Raw genomic sequence first — 19,359 nt, forward strand, 5'->3', positions numbered from 1 at the left:
TGTTGCCCGCACCCCTCCCTCGCCTTTTTCCTTGACGCCGGGCGGCCATCGGCTCCTTGAGTCGCACGGGCGCGAACTCAGGGGACTGGCGGCAGCACTGCCAACCCCGGGTTCCACCGGGACGAGCCCAACCCCTACGAGGCGGGCGGAATCTTGGGGCCCGGTCAGCGCAACACCCCTCAACCTTTTTTCTGTGGAGAGTGTCATGCAACTCGCTTCCTCCTTCCGTTACGGTTCCCCGATGCTCCGCTCCGACGCGCCGCTGTCGGACGACCAGATCCGCCGCGTCGCGCCGTCGATCTTCGCGGACGGCAAGCACGAAAGCCGCTCCGAGCGCTACACCTACATCCCGACCATCGACGTGCTGCGCGGCCTGCGCAACGAAGGCTTCCAGCCTTTCATGGTCTGCCAGACGCGCGTGCGTCACGACGACCGCCGCGAATTCACCAAGCACATGCTGCGTCTTCGCCCTGGCAGCGAAATCACCGGCGAGGACGTCAACGAAATCATCCTGCTCAACTCACACGACGGCACGAGCAGCTACCAGATGATGGCTGGTGCATTCCGCTTTGTCTGCCACAACGGCATGGTCGTTGGCGACAACGTGCGCGATATCCGCGTCCCGCACAAGGGCAACATCGTCCAGAACGTCATCAACGGCGCGTTCGACGTGCTCGACGGTTTCGAACTGATCCGCGAGCAGAAGGACGGCATGCGTGCAGTCACGCTCGACCGCGACGAACAGCATGCCTTTGCCCGCTCCGCGCTCACGCTGCGCTACGACCCGACCGACGCCGAGGCACCCGCCCCTGTCACGGAAAGTCAGTTGCTCGCGCCGCGCCGCTTCGAGGACCGCCGCGACGACCTCTGGACGGTGTTCAACCGGGTCCAGGAAAACATGACCAAAGGCGGTCTGCACGGCCGTTCGCGCAGTGGCCGCGCCATGTCCACGCGTCCGGTCACCGGCATCGACCAGAACGTGAAGCTCAACCGCGCGCTGTGGATGCTCGCTGAATCCATGCGCCAGTTGAAGGCGTAAGCCGCACCGGGCGGCGAGAACCGCCGCCCACCGTTTCCCTTGTTCAGGACTCCTCTCCGGGTCAAGCCCTGAACATTTCCGCCACCCGGACCCGGCAATTTCTTTTCAACCTTCTGGAGTCAGTCATGCAAGCGAAAGTGCAAACCACCACGGCAGACACCGGCGCCGCCGCCTCGCCGCTCGAAACCAGTTTCGGCAACGAACAGCCGGTCGTCACCGTGCCGTATTCTGCGCTGCGCCCCTCGCCGCTCAATGTCCGCACGAAACCCCTCGCGGGTATCGAGGCGCTCGCCACGAGCATCCACGCCAAGGGGCTGCTGCAAAACCTCATCGTCCACGAAATGAAGGGCTCGCGCGGCAAGCGGCCGAGCTACGGCGTCTGCGCGGGCCGTCGGCGCGAGGCGGCGCTCGACCTGCTGTTCGGGCAGAAAGACATCGCCGCCGATTACCCGGTGCCGGTGCGCATCGTCAGCGAAGGCGAAGCCCTCGCGATTTCGCTGATCGAGAACAGCGAACGCGAAGGACTCGACCCGTTCGACGTGCTGCGCGCGTACCGGATGCTGGCCGAGGAAGGGCGCAGCGTCGATTACATCGCGGCACTTTTCTCGGCCTCCCCGCTCACGGTCAGGCGGCGCATGAAACTCGCGAACGTGTCACCGAAGCTGCTCGCGCTGCTGCGGGAGGACGCCATCACGCTTGATCAGCTTGCCGCCCTCGCGCTCGCAGACGACCATGAGACGCAGGAACACATCTGGTTCGACTCGAACGACTGGCAGCGCCAGCCCAACTATCTGCGCCAGGCGATTACGCGCGCCGAAATCGACGCGAGCCGCAGCCGCCTGGTACGTTTTGTCGGCCTCGCGGCCTATGAAGCGGCGGGCGGGTATGTGAGGCGCGACCTGTTCAGCGACGACGAAAATGCCGGGTACATTGCCGACGCGGAACTGTTGCAGAAGCTCGTCGCGCAGAAGCTCAACGCCGCCGCCGGGGAAGTGCGTGCGGAAGGCTGGGGCTGGGTCGAGACGCGCGCCGAGCGCGACTATCTGGAACTGAACCGCTACGGCAGGCTGCGCCCGGTGCAGCGCCCATACACCGACGACGAACAGCAGCAGATGGACGCCCTCACCGCGCAGCAGGACGAACTCGCGGAAAAGCTCGAAGCCCTCCCGGAGGACGACGAAAACGCCTACGAGGAAGCCGACCGGCTCAACGAGGAAATCGAACGCGTCAATGCAGCGCTCATCGCGCTCGAAAGCGTTGCACTCGTATGGGACGACCAGCAGATGGCCGAAGCGGGCGCATTCGTGATCGTCGGCCAGCAGGGCGAACTCGTCATCGAGCGCGGCCTTGTGCGCCGGGAAAACGCCAGCACGCTGGAAGCGGCGGGCGCGGAAGTCTCCGGCACCCCCGAGGCGGAAGCGGACGAAACGGTGTCGGCAAAAGCGCCGAAAATCCGCCCGGTTCACAGCGCGAAACTCTGCCAGCGCCTCACCGCCCACCGTACGGCCGCCGTGCAGGCCGAACTCGTCGCGCAGCCCTCTGTGGCACTCGCCGCCCTGCTGCATCAACTGGTGCCGAAGGCATTCCCCGACCACTTCGGTCACACGGCTGCACCTGACTTCCTCGCACTGACCGGCACGAACAATCAGGACAGTCTGCTGCGCGCCGCAGACGACCTCGGCACCAGTGCCGCGTGGAGTGCGATCGAGTCGCAACGCGAACGGTGGCTCGCGGCACTGCCCGCGAAACGTGCCGACCTGCTGCCGTGGCTCGTTCAGCAGGACCCCGGCACGACGCTGCTCGACCTGCTCGCCTTCTGTACCGGCACCCTGCTGGACGGCATCGCGGGAGAGGAAAAGCCCCATGCGATCAACGCCCTCGCCGGTGCGTTGAACCTCGACATGACGCGGTACTGGAAGCCGACCCGCGCCACGTACTTCGATCATGTGAGCAAGACCCGCATCGCCGAAGTCGTCGCCGCCGCCGTCTCGCCGAAAGCCGCCACCGACCTGGAAAAGATGAAAAAGGCCGACGCGGCAGCCGCTGCCGAACTGCGGCTCGCGAAAGTCGCCTGGGTGCCGGAAGTCTTCACCGACCGGGAAGTTCCCGCCGCCCGCTCATGGGGCGGACGGTACAGCGACGATGCGGACGAAGAAGGGGACGACGCTGCGCACGCCGAGGGTGACGACGACAGCGATCACGGCGATCCCGCAGGCAGCACTCAAGCGTCGGAAGGTGACGATGCCGATGGCGAACCCGTCGCGGATGCCGACGTGAGCAACGGCAACGGACTGGAACACGTCAACGATACGCCGCCCGATGCGCAGGACACGCCTGCCGCCGCCAGCACGCCGTCACCGTGGCCCTTCCCGACCGCTGACAGCGTAGGTGCCGCGAGCACGGAACAGTCCGGTCCGCTCGCCGCCTGACGGCAGCCCATCGGACCACCACCGTTCCGCCACAGGGCCGCGCAGACGAAAGGGCATCCGCATCACGCCCCGCCGTCTGCGCGTCTCCACCCGAACCGGAGAATCCATCATGTTCAGGCGTATCCGCATGGTCGTGGTCGCGGCCAACGCATCAGGCTCACCCGACCTCTTTCTTACCGCCGTCGAGGCAACCGACACGCAGTATCAGCACGGTCGCCACTACGACATGGCATTGCTGCGCGCCCGCGAGGAAGGGTACGGCAGCCCGATGGTCGCCTTCGACCAGTTCGACGCCGCAGCCGGCATGCTCCGCAACGCCGCTGCGTTCATCGAAGGCGATGCTCCCGTCGCCTGACCCGTCAGCCAGACGGTGGCGAACGGGGGGCCGCCGTCTGCCTGCCACAGCAGCAGCCGCAACCGCAGCCAGTCCGGCCAGGCGCTGCCGATCCGTGCGAAAGCCGCGCACAAAACACTTGCTGTTCCCGTGAAACCGCGCGTGAATGGTGCGCATGATATGTCCCGACGACCTGACCGGAGACGCCCGTGAACCCGTCCACCCTGCCCGCCGCTGCAAACCAGCAGCTAGCCGAAATCGCCGCGACGACCCTCGGTCTCGAAACCCTTGAAACCCGGTACGCCGACCGCCTCGACTTCCATGACACCGCAGTCTGGTGCATCAGGGAAGCACTCGAAGCCGCATGGCTTGCGGGTGCCGCATATGCAGAAAAGCACACCCGCTAGGATGGTCCCCACGCGATACAGGGAACCGGGCCGTCCACGGCACGACGATAGCGAGGGTAAAGCCGACGCCGTTGCGTGCTTCACCGCCGCTGTGTCGGCGACGATACTGGCGTCGGGTAAGCCGCCCGCGCCCAGTGCATGCCTGCCCACCACCCTGCCGCGCCGCCCGCGCCCGCCGCCATCAGCGTCATGACCAGGGCACCTGCCGCCAGCGCGTAGCCCACGCGCACCAGCCGCCGCATCGCGATGCCCTCGAATGCGCCGAGCGCCGCGTCGATCCGCTGACGCTGCTCGCGGGCCGCGATCACCGTCGCGCCCACCAGCCGGTTTCCCGCCGCCTGCGCAATCCGGTCCGCCGCGTGCGCCGTGAGCGCCGCCAGGGCATCGCGATTCAGTGCCGCAAGCGCCGCGCGATGGCGCGCCTGATGCTCGACGGTCATCGCCTCCGCAATGGCGATCGTTTCCTTGCAGCGCTCGAGCGCCTCACGATGCTGCGCCATGAGCGCCTGCGTCGCTGCGTGCGCTTCGGCACGCGCGACATCGACACCGCCCGCACCCGCCTGGCGGATGCGCTCCGGTATCGCTTCGTAGAGCCGCACGTAGTATTCGAGCACCGCCAGGACCGACCACAGCGCATCGTTGTCGCGCAGGTTCAGCGCGGCCGACACGCGACGCATACGCAGCAGGCTCCCGTCGTCGGGCAGCGCGCCACTGATTTCGAGAAAAAGCCGCGCGAGCGGATCGGCGGGCCGCGTGCGCCGCGAACGCCGCTCACGCATGGCCCGTCACCTGCGCGAACATCGCGTCATAGCACGCCCGCCAGCGCAGCAGTTCCGCCCGCTGCCCGATGGGCAGCGTCTCTACCGCCTTGCGCACCGAGAGCCGCTGACTGCGCAGGTCATCCGCCACCCGGTCCGCCAGTTCCGGAAAATCCAGTGACCGGCCCTTCGCCTCAATGGCCTTGCGCAACTTCGAGTCGTGGTACAGCACGAAGCGTTCGGGCGCACCGTACAGGCCATTGCGCACGACATGCACCGTCGCATCCGGGAACGTTTCGCTGAACTGGCGCAGCAGTTCCAGACTGTCGCGCTGCCGGTTGATGACCCACAGCACGACGAGCCGCCGCCCGAGTTCACCGAGCGTACTGCCCAGCGTCGCGCCGTAGCGGCTGACCCCGTCCTGGTTACGCGCCGCCGTACTGACCACCACGGCGGCATCGCGATGCGCATCGCAGTAGTTCACCACGTCGATCCAGCCGCCCGCCGTATCCAGATCGAACGACGCACACCCGATCTCGTCGTGGACGGCGCGCATCACGTCCGGGTTCGACGTGTCGTTTTCCACCAGCACCACGTTCACACCCCTGCGTTGCAGGTGATCGACCAGGGCGAGCGCAACCACGCTCTTGCCGACGCCGCCCTTGCCGCCGCCAACGAGGTAGATCGGATTGACTGCCGTGTCCGCTGTCGTGTTCATCGCGACTCCCTACAGGTCGTCGGTGTCGGGCCGGATCGCAAATCCGAGTGTGCCCTGTACCGGCATGGATTGTTTCGTTACGGTCTTTCCCCCATCCCGGCGAACCGGATTTGTGCGCGCCGGATTGTCAGGCGCACGTGTCGCTGATGTCGCGGCCGGCCCTGACGCTCTCGTGCCCGATGGTGCGCGTGCGCCGCTCGCACCGCCCTTCGCGGCCGCGCGCAGCCCATAGCGCAGCGCGCCTGCCGTGATCTCGATGCCGTGCGATTTCGCCGCCTCCGCGATCTGCTCCAGCGTATAGCCCTTCGCCTGTGCCGCGCGCACGCGCGCGCGCATCTCCTTCATCGCGTCGCGAACCGTCACTCCGCGTTCGGTATCCGGTTTTTCCGGAAGCGCATCGAGTGCGCGCCCGAACGCCTCCCACTGCGACTTTGCATAGACCTTCGCGACAGGCATGGTCACCCTCCTGCGCACACGCTGACATCTGCCTTCGCACCAGCCGCTTCGCAACCGTTGCTGCGCACGGCGTTCTCACCATCCTGCGCATTGCACGCGCACGCGTCAACGGCCTTTTTCCACGTGACAAACGCACACGGGAACGCCTGGGATGCGATGGGACGTCATGGGAACAACGCACTTTTTTACGCCTGTCGTGCGCACGCGACACACCCACCGACACACCACCCCCACACACCACCGTTACGCACCCCACTACGCACGCCGTACGCCTCGCGTTCGCACCGCCTTGCACGCGTGTTACGCACGGACATCGTCCGCCGGTTTGCCGTGCGCGACACCCGACTGCACACTATCAACGCACGTCGCTGCCCCTTACATTGACCATCCATCACGACTGCCGCGCGCATCGTCTGCTGCGTGACAACGCCTAGCGTCCGTCTGACGTTGTGCGCTGCATTCACCTGTCAGTGCGAGCGCATACGTGCAGCAGTACGCATCCGGTGCGCACAGGATGCAACACTGCATGGGACGACCCTTCGCACCGCTTTGCACGCCGTTCGCGCATCGCTCGCGTAGTCGTTCACGCACCGCCATACGCATCTGCTTCGCGCCGCGAGTGACACGTCTGCGCACCCCGGTACGTACGTCCTGCTCACGTCGTTCGCACGCGATGCTTCAGGGCCTGAACAGAAGGTTTACGCCGTGGCGGAAACCCCTGCGCAAAACGTTTACGCCGGGCGACAAAAAGCGCACGGAAAACACGGTATTGCAGGATAGGCTAGCGCCGGTTTTGGGCACCCGACCACAACCGATGACACCGGAGGTACGACGTAGTCGTACGGGAAATGTCCCGAGATATACTTCCTCCATGAAGCTCGCCCCCCACGACCTCGATACAATCAGTGCCGTCACGTTGCAGCACTACGACGCGCACGCGGAAGATTTCCGCGACGGCACGTCCTACCACGACGTCACGCAGAACATCGCGGCGCTGCTGCGCCATATCGAAGTCAAGCCTCCTCTTACGATCCTGGATTTCGGCTGCGGGCCGGGGCGCGATCTCAAGGCCTTCACTACACTCGGCCATTGCGCGGTCGGCCTCGATGGCGCAGGGCGCTTCGCTGCAATGGCGCGTGACGCGACTGGCTTCGACGTCTGGCAGCAGGACTTCCTGCATCTCGATTTGCCGGCCTCGCACTTTGACGGCATTTTCGCCAACGCCACGCTGTTCCATGTCCCGAGTCAGGCATTACCGCGCGTGTTACGACAATTGCACACGACACTGAAGCCCGGCGGCGTGCTTTTCAGCTCCAACCCGCGCGGCACGAATCAAGAAGGGTGGAGCCACGACCGCTACGGCGTATTCCATGATCTCGAAGCATGGCGCCGATATATGGCGGGCGCGGGATTCGTCGAAATCGAGCACTATTACCGGCCCGCCGGCTTGCCGCGTGAGCGGCAGCCGTGGCTGGCCAGCGTGTGGCGCAAACCGGTTGCCTGAAACGACAGAGGCTGTCCCGTATGTACGTCCGGCCGGCCATCATGCCCTTCCTCTCCGAAGTAGCTCCTTATGATTTCCGTCCGTAATGTCACGCTGCGCCGTGGCGTCAATGTCGTACTCGAGGTAATCCCTCCACTTTTGACGCGGTTCAGAAGTAGAGGCTATGCGGCGGCCATCAGCCGCTGTTTAGGTGTTACCCCGCCAAGGCCCATGTTGGGGCGCTCGTGATTGTATTGCCACATCCATTCCGTTGCGAACTGCTGGACGTGCGCCAGGTCATCCCGGTAGTACTGCGACAGCCATTCATAACGTACCGTGCGGTTGAAGCGTTTCACGTAGGCGTTCTGCTGCGGCTTGCCCGGCTGGATATAGTTCAGGCGCGCGGCTTCGTGTATCTGACCGCCGTGGTGGACTGGGCCAGCCGGAAGGTACTGGCCCACCGCGTAGCGATCACGATGGAGGCGATGCACGCTGTCGAGGCGTTGGAAGAGGCGTTCGCGAAGTACGGGCAACCTGAGATCGTCAATACCGGCCAGGGCAGCCAGTTCACCGCGACAGTGTTCACCGAGGCCGTGCTCAGCCGGGGCATCCGCTTATCCATGGACGGTAAAGGTGCCTGGCGAGACAACGTGTTCGTCGAGCGCATGTGGCGAAGCGTGAAATATGAAGAGGTGTATCTGAAAGCCTATGAATCGGTCGGCCACCCGAATGACACAATCGAAGCTATCCACGTTGAATCCCGCTTGGGAAGCGAGAACGCGAATTATGCTAATCGAGCACAAAAAAAGACCTGACGCGCTGACAGGTCCTGTAAAAGATGACCTTTGCCTGAAGTGAATCTGGCGGGATGCCGCCTTGAATCCCCCCCTCGGCGGTGACCATCTGCGTGGGCGTGAGAAACAGACGGTGGACAACGGACTACAACGTGCCGGGCAGTGGACTGGAGACAAGCACCGCAGCGGCGACCAGCACCCCTGCCAGTACTACCGATTCGACATGCAGTACTGCGGCAAAGCGCTTTAGAGGCTTCAGGGGGGACGTCGGGGAGGCGTTCTTCAACGATGCGAGCAGCTTGGGCATCTCGAAGAAGCGGTTGTGTCCTCCGAGGACTGCAGCCACGAACACCAGCGCGAGTTTCAACAACAGAATCTGTCCGTAGTCCGATTCCAGAAGGTCGCCTGGCGACCTGACACCGCGCCAGCCGCTATAGGCGCCTGTGGCAAAAAGTATAACCAGCGCAAGCGTTGCTGCATCCGATAGGGACTGGATATACGCTGCGCTATTTACGCGCTCGCTACCCGGAGCGTTGAGAAAACGTGGCGCAACAACGTACGTGGTAACCAGCACGAGGCCCACCCACGCACTGATGGCGAGCAGATGTACCCAGTCCGCCCATACGGGCAGGCTGAACAGGCCGGCATCGACCGGATGTCCTCCATTGCTGCGCGCTAAGGCGACACCACCCAGAGCCAACCAGATAACCACAGAAAACCGGATTGATTTCCCGGCCTGGATAAAGGAAAGAATGACCACGCATAGCATCAATCCGGCGCCAATCAGCCAGGCGTGACCAAAGCTGGTCTCCGCCAGCATCGAGCCGATCGCAGGTCCTGCCCCCAGAAGCGTGGACTCGCTCATCAACGCACAATGAATCCAGAAGGCAAATGTGCTCGACAGCAGTGCGCCGACAGATGCAATACGGAGGGTGCTAACAAGCCGTCTGCTAACGCTCGCCTGCCAGGACGACGACCGCCGCGCGAGCCAGCGGTCACTGAGCAGTACACCTACGGCCACCGCAAAGCCAAGGTTTTGCAGGGCAACGAATGCAAGCCGGAGGATGCCAAGGAGACCGTCATTCATCACTTCACCTGGAAAGTGTATGTGCCCCTGGTCCTGTGTGCATCATGTGTCATCACAGCCCATTGCACAGAGTAAGAGCCCGACGAGAGCTTCGGAAGCGCAATTATCAGCACGCGTGAATTCGAAGCGTCGACCTGGGCCTTTTCTGTGGTTACGGCAGCACCGGTCGAATCAGAGACTTTCACCGTGCTGAAAGTTGACTCCAGGTCTTCGTTGAAAGTAAGCCTTAGCGCGTTGGGTGCCACGTCAACGGTGCTGCCAGAAGCCGGGATGGCACCTTCGAGCTTGCCGTGCGCGAACGCAGCAGCCGGCACGAATGCGATGACGGCAGCCGTAGTCAGCCCCGTCAGTTGCCTGCGAGTGAATGTTTTCATGTTCTTGCGCATCCTGAATAGTCAAAGTGGGTGTTGCGTGCGTTCGGTCACGTACGGTCACAACACCCCGAGGATTCTTACTTCTTCTGCAGCTTCGTCACCGTCAGTGCACCGTCGACCTCCTCAGCGACGAAATCAATCTTGTCGCCGACCTTGACCTGCGAAATCATTGCGGGGTCCTTGACCTTGAACACCATCGTCATGGCGTCCATGCCCAGGTTTTCCAGCGGGCCGTGCTTGATCGTCAACTTTCCGGCCGCCGCGTCGATTTTCCTGATTTCCCCATGCGACATGCCGCTCTTTGCCTCGCCAGCCTGCTGTGCGCCGCTACCACCCATGTCCATGTTGCCCATTTCGCCAGCGGCATGGGCCGATGCTGAAACCGCCAATGCGCAACCGATTGCAATCGATGCAATTACATTCTTCATCATGCTTTCTCCAGTGTTTAAAGGATAAAAACGAGCCGGGCACCGTGTCCGGCGCAACCAAAACTAGCTGTCCGGCAACTCGCCGGTGTATTCGTAGGCAACCGTCCCTTTGGGGTGTTTGAACCAACCCGGGTCGCGGTAGTCCTTGCGTCCCAGTCCCTCGCGAACCTTCACAACGGTGAACATGCCGCCCATTTCCAGTGGACCGAATGGGCCGGCCCCAGTCATCATCGGTAGCGTGTTATCGGGCAGTGGCATTTCCATCTCGTCCATCGCACCGCCCGTGCTGCCCATTGCCATGTAGTCCGGCACCAGCCTGTTGATGCGTTTGGCAAGGTCCTTCTGCGGCACACCGATCAGATTTGGGACCTGGTGCCCCATCGCATTCATCGTGTGATGAGACTTGTGGCAGTGGAATGCCCAGTCGCCGGGCCGGTTCGCCGTGAATTCGATGGCGCGCATCTGACCCACCGCCACATCCGCCGTGACTTCTGGCCAGCGCGCGGCCGGAGGAATCCAGCCGCCGTCCGTGCCTGCGACCTCGAAGTGATAACCGTGCAGATGGATGGGGTGATTGGTCATCGTCAGATTGCCGAACCGGATACGCACGCGGTCCCCGGCACGTACCGGCAACGGGTCAATGCCCGGAAAGACACGCGAATTCCACGTCCACATGTTGAAGTCAGTCATCTCATTGACGCGTGGCGTGAAACTGCCCGGGTCGATGTCGTACGCGGACATGATGAACACGAAGTCACGGTCGACCTGCATGACACCGGGGTCTTTCGGATGGACGATGAATGTCCCCATCATCCCCATTGCCATCTGCACCATCTCGTCCGCGTGCGGGTGATACATGAAGGTACCGTGCTTCTCGAGCTCGAACTCGTAGACGAACGTCTTGCCCGGCGGAATGTGCGGCTGCGTGAGGCCACCCACACCGTCCATGCCTGACGGCAACAGCATTCCGTGCCAGTGAACGGTGGTGTGCTCCGGCAGCTTGTTGGTGACGAAGATGCGGACCTTGTCGCCTTCCACAGCCTCGATTGTTGGGCCTGGGGCCTGTCCGTTGTAGCCCCACAGGTTCGCGTTCATACCCGACGCCATTTCCCGCACGACAGGCTCGGCAATCAGATGGAATTCTTTCCAGCCGCTCTTCATGCGCCACGGCAGCGACCAGCCGTTCAGCGTGGCAACGGGCGCGTACGGACGGCCATTGGGAGGCGTGAGGGGCGGTTGCATGGTGGCTTTGGCCATCGTGGGCGCCTCAGGCAACGACGCGGCACCAGCCTTGCTCACCAATGCTGCTCCGAGCAGCGCGGCCCCCGAGCCGCCGAGAAATTTTCGACGTGACACCATTTCATTTACCTTCGGATTCTGTGGGCGACGCAGGTTGCGTCGCGGGTGCGGATGGCGTCGATGCCGTTGCGAGCGGCGGCAGACGGCCACCGACCGCCTGCTGAAGGTCGGTCTCCGCAAGCCAGTAGTCCTTCAGCGCGTCGATATAGCTGTTCACCGCGCCGACCTGCTCGCGTGAATCCGACAGCAGTTCGAACACGCTTGCGAGCATGCCGTTGTAGCGAAGCAGCAGTTCGTCGGAAATGGTTTTCCGGATTGGCACAACTTCATCGCGGTAGTGCTTCGCGACGTCATAGTCGGTTACATAGGCCGAGTAAGACTCCCGGACTTCAGAGCGTGCGTTAATCGCGGCTTCGGCGACACGGTTGACCGACTGCATGTAAATCGCTTCGGCGCGCGCAACCTTCGAGCCACCCCAGTCGAAGACAGGAATCTCGACGCTGATTTCGTAGCCCTGCTCATGGCCATCGGAGGTCGTGAAATTGTTCTGATATCCGACGTCAAGCGCGTTGATAAAGCGCGTCGCCTTGATGAGCCCCAACGAAGACGCAACACTCTGCGTCTGCAGCTTCGCCGCCTGGATGTCCAGCCGGTTCTGCATCGCGAAGCTCTCGAGATCGCTCAGCTCAGGCCGGGTCCTGGGAAGGTCAGGCAGGCGGTCAGAAAGCGTGTACTGCGTCCCGGCACCCCACAGGCCCATCGTCCGCGTAAGCTTTTCCCGCGCGGACACAGACTGCTGCCGCGTTTTCGCCAGTTGAGCGACTGCGTCTGCATAGAAAGCCTGCTCACGCGCGTAGTCGAGCTTGCTGAAGTTGCCGGCCTGTTGCATCCGCAACGCCAGTTCGGCACCGGCCTCCGCCGAATCCTTCACCTGCGCGGCATATGCCGCAGCCTGCCCGGCGGCCACCGCGTTGACATAGGCCCGTCGTGCGTCAGCGGCCACCCTGAGCATCGCATCCGCCGCCAGGAGCTTGGTCTGCTCGAAACGGCGGCTCTCGATGCGGGTCGCCAGCGGCAGTGTGAGCACGTTCAACAATCCGAGCGTGAATGTGCGGTCGATGCTCAGGTCGTTGCCCCCATGGGTACGACTAAAACTGAAGCCGGGATTCGGGAGCCGTCCGGCCTGAACCAGGTCCGCCTCGGAAATGCCGAGCTCGCCGTACGAGGCCTGCAGGCCCCGGTTGTTCAGCAGTGCAATCTGGACTGCGTCATCCATGCTCAAAGGCTTGGAAAGCAATTGCTGCGTTCGCTTTGCGACAGCGTCCCGGTCTTCGTCGGTCTTCACCAGTACGGCGTCTTTCCCGAGACGCCCGGAAGCGGTGGTCGAAACGGTATTGAAACCGCCGTCCTTCGAAAAGGTCGTGCAGCCGGCGAGAAACACCAGCGCGCTGGCAACAGCAACGATGCGGCCGCCCGAAAAGAAATGCGAAGTCATTTCGCCGGTCCCCCGTGTTTTGATCTGTGTTCGTTGTTTTTAGCGTCGGTGCTGTCAGCCGGCATCGCGCCGTGGCTCATCCCTTTCCTTCCCGATGAGCTCGTCACGGCCCGATTGAGCTCCTGCCAGGTGGGCGCCTTCTGGTCCCGGTATGGCTGGTAGTCCGCGAAGGCGGACGGCACGCTGATCGCCGGAACCGATGCGGCGGCGTCGGCCGGGTCAGGAAGTGTGGTGGCGTGCACGAGCGCCGGCAGCAATGCCGCCGCGCCCAGCAGCGCCGCGATAGACATTCGCATGGATTCTTCTCGTCGTCAGTCACCTGGATGGCCGACACGCGGCCATCCAGGCAAAATTGTGCATCGCAGCCGGAGGCCGCGACAAAGGGCTAGACGAGAGAAGTTTTAGGGGGGCGCTCGATGCCACCCGTCAGAAACGATGTGACATTGACCGGGGGTGGGAGCGGAATCGCAAAGTGAGCCATGCCGGCAGGCGTTGCCACCGTAGGGATTGCAGGCAATGCTACGCCGAAGCAACAGGACGCACACGTCGCGCAGGAGTGCGCATGATGCGCGTCTCCATGCTGATGGGTATGGTGAGAAACGTCAGCAGTCACCATACCGCGCATATCACGACCACTAATCGGTTCAGGCTCACGTACGTACTGCGTGGACGTCACTTCGCCCATGAAATGCGAGGACTCGCATTTCATGGAGACGGCCGCGAACGACTGAACCGGAAGGCTCAATATCAGCAGCACGATGACGAGAAGTTTGCGCCAGTACGACATGGTTACGAAGTCTAACACGCAGATTAAGCAGCCTGTAAGGTCCGGAATATATCACGGCATAATGCATGCTCTCCAGGGACGCAGCGGCTCGCCGAATACAAGCTCAAAGGTACAAAAGCGGATTCCGGTACTGCTGCTGACGGCCGGAGATTTGATATCGAATGCGCTTGAGCATGCAGTCCCTGGATTTTCCGTTGTACTTTCCCCGATTGAATCACCCGGATGCACGTTATCAACGTGACCAATCAGGGAACGACGATCGCCCCTGAACATATCGACAGAATTGTTGAGCGATTCAATCGGGTGGATACCTCGCGACACGGCTCTGCCAGGAATACCGGGCCCGGCCTTGCTATCGTGAAATCTATCATCGACCTACACCGGGTACGGTTGAGGTCGAGAGCTTCGGTGAGTCGACGACCTTCACCCTGTTGTTTTCCACGTCCGGCCGCTGTCCAGGCAATTTTGGCGTATCGATAGCAGGCTCGTGACCTCCCCCTGAGCTTCCAGCACTTTCCGTTCGCACAGACCGCCGGCGACCAGACTTGCAGGATCGCCCCACTCTGGGACAAAGTTCGTCGCGTCCAATCGTCGCAGCCGCTGCAACGGCATGCTGCGGTGTTAGCATCTTGACCAACTAGCCGCCATTGCGCGCGCAGCGCCCGGAGTCCGAAAACGCAACAGCAGACGCTGCCGATACACCGATGCTTCTTCTGGGATCGACCGGGAATTTGCATCGCACTGTCGTCGATAAAAAATTCGCCTTTAACCTTGCCCATCAAGATAGTCATGCCTCGCTGGCACGCGCTTTTTCTCGTCCTGCTGATGATTGTGAGTCTGCCGATTCAGTCGACAGCGGCAACGCAAATGCCTTGCGAATTCCAGTCGGGCATGAGTGCGTCGCTGTCCACGCGTGATATGCGCTTCGCAGATCTTCAGTACGGCGACGCCTCGCGCTATCTTCCAGACGTGATGGGCGAGCGTCAGCCACAGTATCACCACGACGGCTCAATGCATGGCGGCCACGGAGTCAGGCAGTGCGGCATGTCCGCTCCATGCTGCGTCAGTGCGGTTGCGTTGGCATCTTCCCCAACCATGCCCGGTCGTGAAATTGCCATCCTGCATGTCGGGTATCCAGCTTCCGACGCCGCCACCCGCTTCCTGACGGGCGGCATTGAGCGGCCGCCGCGACTTTTCCTCGCATAAGTGATCCGACCGTACCACCGGTACGGTCCAGACACATCCTGGCAGCCTCATTGGGGCCGCCTGGTCAAACCTATGTTGAGGAAATCAAGATGAAAAACTTCATTGATGCACCTTTTGCAGCGCTATCAAGCACCTGGACGACAAGTCGCCGCGGATTTCTCAAAAGCGCCCTTTCGGGTGCCGCCGCGATGGCGCTGCGGCCTGTGCTGGTCGAGCCCGCTCGGGCTGGGGAGTTATCTGCCGCGGGCCTCGCACCTGCGCAACTCGCCGTCGTACGACGGACCATCGAAGTGAATGGTCGTGCGGCCAGCGTATATGGTATTCAGCAGCAAGACGGTACACCGGGTCTCACGCTGCGCGCGGGCGACTCGTTCAACGTCGTCCTGCGTAATGAAACCGCAGAACCCACCAGTGTGCACTGGCATGGTTTGACACCCCCATGGCCGAGTGACGGTGTCCCCGATGCCCCGCTGCCGCCCATTGCCGCTGGCAGCCAACGCGCATTCAACTTTCCGGTCGATGATCCGGGTACCTACTGGATGCATGCGCACACGCTACAGGAACAGCAGCTCCTGGCTGCGCCGCTCATTGTGGCCGACGCGGACCAGGCGAAGCGCGACGAGCAGGAGATCGTTGTTCTTCTGCATGACTTCTCCTTCACCACCCCTCAGGAGCTACTGGCGCGGCTGACGCAGAACCGCTCCACCACGGCTTCGGCACACGCCATGAGTAGACCGGTTGCCCGCTCAGCCGGCCAGATGAGTCACGACGTTATGACCATGGACGACGCCAGTATGTCCGGCATGGAGATGCCGGAATCCGGAACCGGGCAGGGCTCGGCGGACGGAATGCAGATGCGAGGTTCTGCGATGCCGATGGATCTGAACGACATCGATTACGACGCTTACCTTGCCAATGATCGCACGCTCAACGATCCGGAGATCGTGCAGGTAGAGAGCAGCGGGCGGCTCCGCGTGCGCGTAATTAACGGCGCGACTGCTACGGCCTTCACCGTCGATTTCGGTGAACTCGAAGGTACGCTGATCGCGGTTGACGGTCAGCCTGTCCAGCCTGTAAAGGGCCGGCGATTCCCGTTGAGCATGGGCCAACGCATTGATGTCCGCCTGCAGTTGCCCCGCGAGCCACGTGCGTTTCCGATTCTGGCGCTACGCGAAGGTGGCAGGGAGCGCGCTGGCATCGTCCTTCAGGCCAAAGGCGCGCGGGTCGCCAGGCTCGCCACCACGGGGAGCACGCGCGGACCGGTTCTCGATCTTGCCATCGAAACACAGCTGCGGGCAGCCAGGCCGCTCGTATCGAGGCGCCCCAACAAGTCGTTCGACATGGCGCTCACCGGTGACATGACCGCCTACCGATGGGGCCTCGAAGCGAGTCCGCGCATCGCCGTCGATCGTGGAGACCGGGCCGAGGTGACACTGCGCAACACGAGCATGATGGCTCACCCGATGCATCTGCACGGGCATCATTTCCAGGTCGTCGCGATCGATGGCCGGCGTTTCCCAGGCGCAATCCGGGACACCGTGCTGGTGCCGCCAGGGCGCTCGGTCACCATCGCCGTTGATGCAAACAACCCCGGACAGTGGGCATTTCACTGTCATCACCTGTACCACATGGCGACGGGCATGATGGCAACCTTCGCGTATAACGCCTGAGCGCAGCGAAGCCGCCAGCCCCCGCTGGCGGCAACCCCTGATCTTGACGTGGCCTGCAATTGCGCTGACGACGCCAGATTGGTATCGCAATGCCACCTCGCATGATTGATTGTCCTGGGTAATTCGCGCTCGCGACCGAACGCTTTGAAAGCGCGCCTTTGCAGCGCGCCTGTCGGACAAACTACGACTGAGTGCAGTCCTGATGCAGGCTAACGCATATTGCCTGTGTGGCCCAGCGAATAACGCCCCGGCTGCGGCCAGACGGTGAGGCCGTGGGGTTCCGCGCCAACAGGAATGGACCTGACCGCGCCGGTGGTCGTGTCGATCGCGTAGACCATGTCATCGAACCGGCCGGACAGCCATAACGTCTTGCCATCCGCGCTGACATTGCCCATATCGGGACTGCCACCGCCTGGAATGGGCCAGTTTGCGACGACCTTGCGCGTAGCGAAGTCGATTACCGACACACTTCCCTTGCCGCGGCGCGGTCCGTGGATCAGATTGGAGCCGCGATTGGCCACATAGAGTTTCGTGCCGTCGCGGCTCGGATACAGGCCGTGCGTGCCGACCCCTGTGTTGATGAAGCCAGTCTTCGTGAAGCTGTCGCCGTCAACCACGTAGACGCCATTGGCCATCATGTCGGCAACGTAAAATACCTTGCCGTCCGGGGACACGCGAATGTCCTGTGGCATACCCTTCCTGTCGAGTTCGAGGTAGCCGACTACCTTGCGGTCAACAAGATCAATCTTGGCAAGCTTTCCGCCGAATTCACAGGTGAACAGGGCGTACTTGCCGTCAATCGAAAAATCCGCGTGATTGATTCCCTTGCACTGCGGCACCTCGAGGCTCGATTTCAGCGCCATGGTGTGCGGATCGCGAAAGTCCAGCCGCGCGTGCGCTTCTGCCACCACGATCGCTTCCTTGCCGTCCGGAGTGAAGTACATGTTGTAGGGATCATCGACCATCACTGCCTTTCCAGGCTTTCCGGTCTTCGGATCGATCGGCGTCAGGCTGCCATCGGGTCGACCTTCCGCATTGTTGGCCACCCACAACGTCTGCAGATCCCACGACGGGACGACGTGCTGCGGGCTGTAGCCGACACGAAACCTGTCGACCACCTTGAACGTTGCCGGATCGATCACATAGACGTCGTTCGAGCGTAGATTCGGCACATACACGCGAGGCAAGGCCCCAGCCACCGCCGGGCTGAGATGGGCAGCGCCCGCCTCGCTGTAGAGATTGCTGGCATTCACCACGGGCGGCATGCCAGCTACCGTGGCAACTGCCGGTGCGGCGCACACAGCACCGGCCAGACATAAGCCGGCCAAAGCGGCACTGATTGACGGGGCAAAGCGTGACAAACGACGGGAATACAGATGCATGTCGACTTCCGTTATCGAGACAGTGATCATTAAAAATGAATGAACGTCAGCCCCCCCTTAGCGACCAGCGGTCTCTTTCCTGACGGCGGCGATTGTCTGCGACACGATCGCATCGATGCCCAACTGGCCGATCTCTGCGCTTGAGCGACGCGGGTCGCCACCGTAGACGCCATCGGCAGGCCCAGGTTTCGGACCACTTCGCAGATGTTCGAGCCGCACCATCTGGGGCGCGACCGCCAGCAGCAGCGACGTATCCGCGAGTCCTGCGTGGGTACCGATCTCGCTGTCGCGATACCCGTGCTGCCGCAAAATCTGCGCGTAGCCGTCCGAACTCACGCCGTAGTACTCGGGCGGCACAAATGCCCGCGCATTAGACCCTGCCCATGCCTTGTTGAGCTGGACGACCACCCGCCTGACGTCGTTCTGATAGCCCCCATGATCGCCAAGAAAGACGATGTCCCTGAAACCGTGAACCTTGAAGCTGTTGGCGGCAGCTTCCAGTGTTTTTTCGAATACGTCGTCAGGCACGGTAATCGTGCCGGGAAAGCGCATATGCGAGGTAGGTGGTGCGTAGCCTCCCTCGGGTACATAGGCAATGACGGGCGCAACGAGCGCGTTGCCCAGGCCTTCGGCAATGCGCTGGGAGAGAATCTTCACCCGCACGTTGTGCTTGCCGAGCGCGACGTACGGCCCACTTTGTTCAGTGCCCCCGATCGGGATGATGATGGTCGTCTTGCCCGCGTGAATCTGATCGCGCAACTCGGTCCAGGTGAGATCCTCCAGCTGAACGGTTTTCGGTGTCTGAGCAGGAACGGCCTGGGTAACAACAAACAGAAAGACGGAAGCGAAAGCTCGCCGTAGGGTGAGGCGCATCCTGAATCCTCAAAGAAAGGGTAGCGGTACGACGGGCCAGTTTACGGGACTCCGGATGACAACGGAATGCCTCTTTCGTAATCAGGCGCTATTCGCCCGCTGATGACCGGATTGCCTGAATTGGTGTGCAAGGATGCGCGACAGGTGGTGCGTGCGCGAAAGACAATCGCACCCGATGGTCGAGCACTACCGAACTAAGCCTGACGACAGATGACGCGGTGACCGCAACCCGAGCGATCAGCCTGTTTCCGGCCGGCGGCGCAGGATCACGCGACTGGCTTCTACCCGGGGGGAACGGGCTCTGCCGTTCCGCAAGCAGTAAGCGGGTCCGTCGACCATG

The 19,359-nt window shown here is 62.4% G+C and carries 19 protein-coding genes and 2 pseudogenes; 9 read left to right on the forward strand and 12 right to left on the reverse strand.

The genetic code is table 11. From position 1 onward, the window contains the following. Nucleotides 1-205: 205 nt before the first annotated feature. The 4 genes from NE850_RS00485 to NE850_RS00500 all read left to right on the forward strand — a co-directional run bounded on the left by NE850_RS00485 (nucleotide 206) and on the right by NE850_RS00500 (nucleotide 4,209). Nucleotides 206-1,039: a DUF932 domain-containing protein gene (locus tag NE850_RS00485; RefSeq protein ID WP_310698228.1), complete on the forward strand. Its 834-nt coding sequence runs from the start codon at nucleotides 206-208 to the stop codon at nucleotides 1,037-1,039. Between the two features lie 125 nt (nucleotides 1,040-1,164). Next, nucleotides 1,165-3,468, forward strand: coding sequence for a ParB/Srx family N-terminal domain-containing protein (locus NE850_RS00490; RefSeq protein WP_310698229.1), 2,304 nt, complete (start codon nucleotides 1,165-1,167; stop codon nucleotides 3,466-3,468). A gap of 109 nt (nucleotides 3,469-3,577) precedes the next feature. Beyond that, entirely contained in the window at nucleotides 3,578-3,823 is a 246-nt protein-coding gene (locus NE850_RS00495) for a hypothetical protein (protein WP_310698230.1), read from the forward strand. Nucleotides 3,824-4,011: 188 nt separating this feature from the next. Further along, nucleotides 4,012-4,209 carry a DUF6900 domain-containing protein gene (locus NE850_RS00500; protein WP_405044782.1) on the forward strand — a complete coding sequence of 66 codons (198 nt, stop codon included), beginning with the start codon at nucleotides 4,012-4,014 and terminating at the stop codon, nucleotides 4,207-4,209. A gap of 80 nt (nucleotides 4,210-4,289) precedes the next feature. Here NE850_RS00500 and NE850_RS00505 read toward each other — a convergent pair whose 3' ends face one another. The 3 genes from NE850_RS00505 to NE850_RS00515 are packed head-to-tail and all read right to left on the reverse strand — an operon-like array spanning nucleotide 4,290 to nucleotide 6,141. Continuing rightward, on the reverse strand, nucleotides 4,290-4,988 hold the full coding sequence (locus tag NE850_RS00505; RefSeq protein ID WP_310698231.1) for a hypothetical protein: 699 nt from the start codon (nucleotides 4,986-4,988) through the stop codon (nucleotides 4,290-4,292). Beyond that, nucleotides 4,981-5,685, reverse strand: a complete 705-nt coding sequence (locus tag NE850_RS00510) for a P-loop NTPase (protein ID WP_111484456.1) — start codon at nucleotides 5,683-5,685, stop codon at nucleotides 4,981-4,983. Before NE850_RS00510 ends, NE850_RS00505 begins: the two co-directional genes overlap by 8 nt. Before the next feature lie 9 nt (nucleotides 5,686-5,694). Continuing rightward, nucleotides 5,695-6,141, reverse strand: a complete 447-nt coding sequence (locus NE850_RS00515) for a hypothetical protein (RefSeq protein ID WP_310698233.1) — start codon at nucleotides 6,139-6,141, stop codon at nucleotides 5,695-5,697. Nucleotides 6,142-7,012: 871 nt separating this feature from the next. On the opposite strand from NE850_RS00515, the gene NE850_RS00520 reads away from it, so the two are divergent. Next, nucleotides 7,013-7,645: a class I SAM-dependent methyltransferase gene (locus tag NE850_RS00520; protein WP_310698234.1), complete on the forward strand. Its 633-nt coding sequence runs from the start codon at nucleotides 7,013-7,015 to the stop codon at nucleotides 7,643-7,645. Between the two features lie 161 nt (nucleotides 7,646-7,806). On the opposite strand, the pseudogene NE850_RS00525 reads toward NE850_RS00520, so the two are convergent. Then, nucleotides 7,807-8,022: pseudogene (locus NE850_RS00525) on the reverse strand (transposase); the annotation flags it as partial. Between NE850_RS00525 and NE850_RS00530 the strand changes: the two are divergent. Further along, nucleotides 8,014-8,343 (forward strand): annotated as a pseudogene (locus NE850_RS00530) (transposase); the annotation flags it as partial. The pseudogenes NE850_RS00525 and NE850_RS00530 sit on opposite strands and share 9 nt — an antisense overlap. A gap of 220 nt (nucleotides 8,344-8,563) precedes the next feature. On the opposite strand, the gene NE850_RS00535 reads toward NE850_RS00530, so the two are convergent. The 6 genes from NE850_RS00535 to NE850_RS00560 all read right to left on the reverse strand — a co-directional run bounded on the left by NE850_RS00535 (nucleotide 8,564) and on the right by NE850_RS00560 (nucleotide 13,397). Then, nucleotides 8,564-9,505, reverse strand: a complete 942-nt coding sequence (locus NE850_RS00535) for a CopD family protein (RefSeq protein WP_310698235.1) — start codon at nucleotides 9,503-9,505, stop codon at nucleotides 8,564-8,566. Then, nucleotides 9,505-9,879, reverse strand: coding sequence for a copper homeostasis periplasmic binding protein CopC (gene copC, locus NE850_RS00540; protein ID WP_310698236.1), 375 nt, complete (start codon nucleotides 9,877-9,879; stop codon nucleotides 9,505-9,507). The genes NE850_RS00535 and copC overlap by 1 nt, the downstream gene beginning before the upstream one ends. A 77-nt stretch (nucleotides 9,880-9,956) precedes the next feature. Beyond that, complete coding sequence (locus tag NE850_RS00545) at nucleotides 9,957-10,307, reverse strand: copper-binding protein (protein WP_310698400.1); 351 nt, start codon at nucleotides 10,305-10,307, stop codon at nucleotides 9,957-9,959. Nucleotides 10,308-10,370: 63 nt separating this feature from the next. Next, on the reverse strand, nucleotides 10,371-11,666 hold the full coding sequence (locus NE850_RS00550) for a copper oxidase (protein ID WP_310698237.1): 1,296 nt from the start codon (nucleotides 11,664-11,666) through the stop codon (nucleotides 10,371-10,373). 1 nt (nucleotide 11,667) lies between these two features. Beyond that, nucleotides 11,668-13,101 carry a TolC family protein gene (locus tag NE850_RS00555; RefSeq protein WP_310698238.1) on the reverse strand — a complete coding sequence of 478 codons (1,434 nt, stop codon included), beginning with the start codon at nucleotides 13,099-13,101 and terminating at the stop codon, nucleotides 11,668-11,670. Continuing rightward, nucleotides 13,098-13,397 carry a hypothetical protein gene (locus tag NE850_RS00560; protein ID WP_310698239.1) on the reverse strand — a complete coding sequence of 100 codons (300 nt, stop codon included), beginning with the start codon at nucleotides 13,395-13,397 and terminating at the stop codon, nucleotides 13,098-13,100. Before NE850_RS00560 ends, NE850_RS00555 begins: the two co-directional genes overlap by 4 nt. Nucleotides 13,398-14,110: 713 nt before the next feature. Here NE850_RS00560 and NE850_RS00565 point away from each other — a divergent pair. From NE850_RS00565 to NE850_RS00575, 3 genes are all read left to right on the forward strand, one after another. Beyond that, nucleotides 14,111-14,368 carry an ATP-binding protein gene (locus NE850_RS00565; RefSeq protein WP_310698240.1) on the forward strand — a complete coding sequence of 86 codons (258 nt, stop codon included), beginning with the start codon at nucleotides 14,111-14,113 and terminating at the stop codon, nucleotides 14,366-14,368. A 309-nt stretch (nucleotides 14,369-14,677) separates the two neighbouring features. Further along, nucleotides 14,678-15,094, forward strand: coding sequence for a hypothetical protein (locus NE850_RS00570; protein WP_310698241.1), 417 nt, complete (start codon nucleotides 14,678-14,680; stop codon nucleotides 15,092-15,094). Between the two features lie 89 nt (nucleotides 15,095-15,183). Next, nucleotides 15,184-16,764, forward strand: coding sequence for a multicopper oxidase family protein (locus NE850_RS00575; RefSeq protein ID WP_310698243.1), 1,581 nt, complete (start codon nucleotides 15,184-15,186; stop codon nucleotides 16,762-16,764). Between the two features lie 209 nt (nucleotides 16,765-16,973). On the opposite strand, the gene NE850_RS00580 is transcribed toward NE850_RS00575, so the two are convergent. Both NE850_RS00580 and NE850_RS00585 read right to left on the reverse strand, forming a co-directional pair. Beyond that, nucleotides 16,974-18,146, reverse strand: a complete 1,173-nt coding sequence (locus tag NE850_RS00580) for a YncE family protein (protein WP_310698244.1) — start codon at nucleotides 18,144-18,146, stop codon at nucleotides 16,974-16,976. Nucleotides 18,147-18,203: 57 nt separating this feature from the next. Continuing rightward, nucleotides 18,204-19,019 carry a creatininase family protein gene (locus tag NE850_RS00585; RefSeq protein ID WP_310698245.1) on the reverse strand — a complete coding sequence of 272 codons (816 nt, stop codon included), beginning with the start codon at nucleotides 19,017-19,019 and terminating at the stop codon, nucleotides 18,204-18,206. Nucleotides 19,020-19,359: the final 340 nt, after the last annotated feature.

Origin of the sequence: Paraburkholderia sp. USG1, from assembly GCF_031570135.1 — a bacterium.
Lineage (GTDB): Bacteria > Pseudomonadota > Gammaproteobacteria > Burkholderiales > Burkholderiaceae > Paraburkholderia > Paraburkholderia dioscoreae.

What these genes read in the sequence shown, in the direction of transcription:
- NE850_RS00485 (WP_310698228.1), top strand. Translation starts at nt 206, where the DNA reads ATGCAACTCGCTTCCTCCTTCCGTTACGGTTCCCCGATGCTCCGCTCC.
- NE850_RS00490 (WP_310698229.1), top strand. Translation starts at nt 1,165, where the DNA reads ATGCAAGCGAAAGTGCAAACCACCACGGCAGACACCGGCGCCGCCGCC.
- NE850_RS00495 (WP_310698230.1), top strand. Translation starts at nt 3,578, where the DNA reads ATGTTCAGGCGTATCCGCATGGTCGTGGTCGCGGCCAACGCATCAGGC.
- NE850_RS00505 (WP_310698231.1), bottom strand. Translation starts at nt 4,988, where the DNA reads ATGCGTGAGCGGCGTTCGCGGCGCACGCGGCCCGCCGATCCGCTCGCG.
- NE850_RS00510 (WP_111484456.1), bottom strand. Translation starts at nt 5,685, where the DNA reads ATGAACACGACAGCGGACACGGCAGTCAATCCGATCTACCTCGTTGGC.
- NE850_RS00515 (WP_310698233.1), bottom strand. Translation starts at nt 6,141, where the DNA reads ATGCCTGTCGCGAAGGTCTATGCAAAGTCGCAGTGGGAGGCGTTCGGG.
- NE850_RS00520 (WP_310698234.1), top strand. Translation starts at nt 7,013, where the DNA reads ATGAAGCTCGCCCCCCACGACCTCGATACAATCAGTGCCGTCACGTTG.
- NE850_RS00535 (WP_310698235.1), bottom strand. Translation starts at nt 9,505, where the DNA reads ATGAATGACGGTCTCCTTGGCATCCTCCGGCTTGCATTCGTTGCCCTG.
- copC (WP_310698236.1), bottom strand. Translation starts at nt 9,879, where the DNA reads ATGAAAACATTCACTCGCAGGCAACTGACGGGGCTGACTACGGCTGCC.
- NE850_RS00545 (WP_310698400.1), bottom strand. Translation starts at nt 10,307, where the DNA reads ATGAAGAATGTAATTGCATCGATTGCAATCGGTTGCGCATTGGCGGTT.
- NE850_RS00550 (WP_310698237.1), bottom strand. Translation starts at nt 11,666, where the DNA reads ATGGTGTCACGTCGAAAATTTCTCGGCGGCTCGGGGGCCGCGCTGCTC.
- NE850_RS00555 (WP_310698238.1), bottom strand. Translation starts at nt 13,101, where the DNA reads ATGACTTCGCATTTCTTTTCGGGCGGCCGCATCGTTGCTGTTGCCAGC.
- NE850_RS00560 (WP_310698239.1), bottom strand. Translation starts at nt 13,397, where the DNA reads ATGCGAATGTCTATCGCGGCGCTGCTGGGCGCGGCGGCATTGCTGCCG.
- NE850_RS00565 (WP_310698240.1), top strand. Translation starts at nt 14,111, where the DNA reads ATGCACGTTATCAACGTGACCAATCAGGGAACGACGATCGCCCCTGAA.
- NE850_RS00570 (WP_310698241.1), top strand. Translation starts at nt 14,678, where the DNA reads ATGCCTCGCTGGCACGCGCTTTTTCTCGTCCTGCTGATGATTGTGAGT.
- NE850_RS00575 (WP_310698243.1), top strand. Translation starts at nt 15,184, where the DNA reads ATGAAAAACTTCATTGATGCACCTTTTGCAGCGCTATCAAGCACCTGG.
- NE850_RS00580 (WP_310698244.1), bottom strand. Translation starts at nt 18,146, where the DNA reads ATGCATCTGTATTCCCGTCGTTTGTCACGCTTTGCCCCGTCAATCAGT.
- NE850_RS00585 (WP_310698245.1), bottom strand. Translation starts at nt 19,019, where the DNA reads ATGCGCCTCACCCTACGGCGAGCTTTCGCTTCCGTCTTTCTGTTTGTT.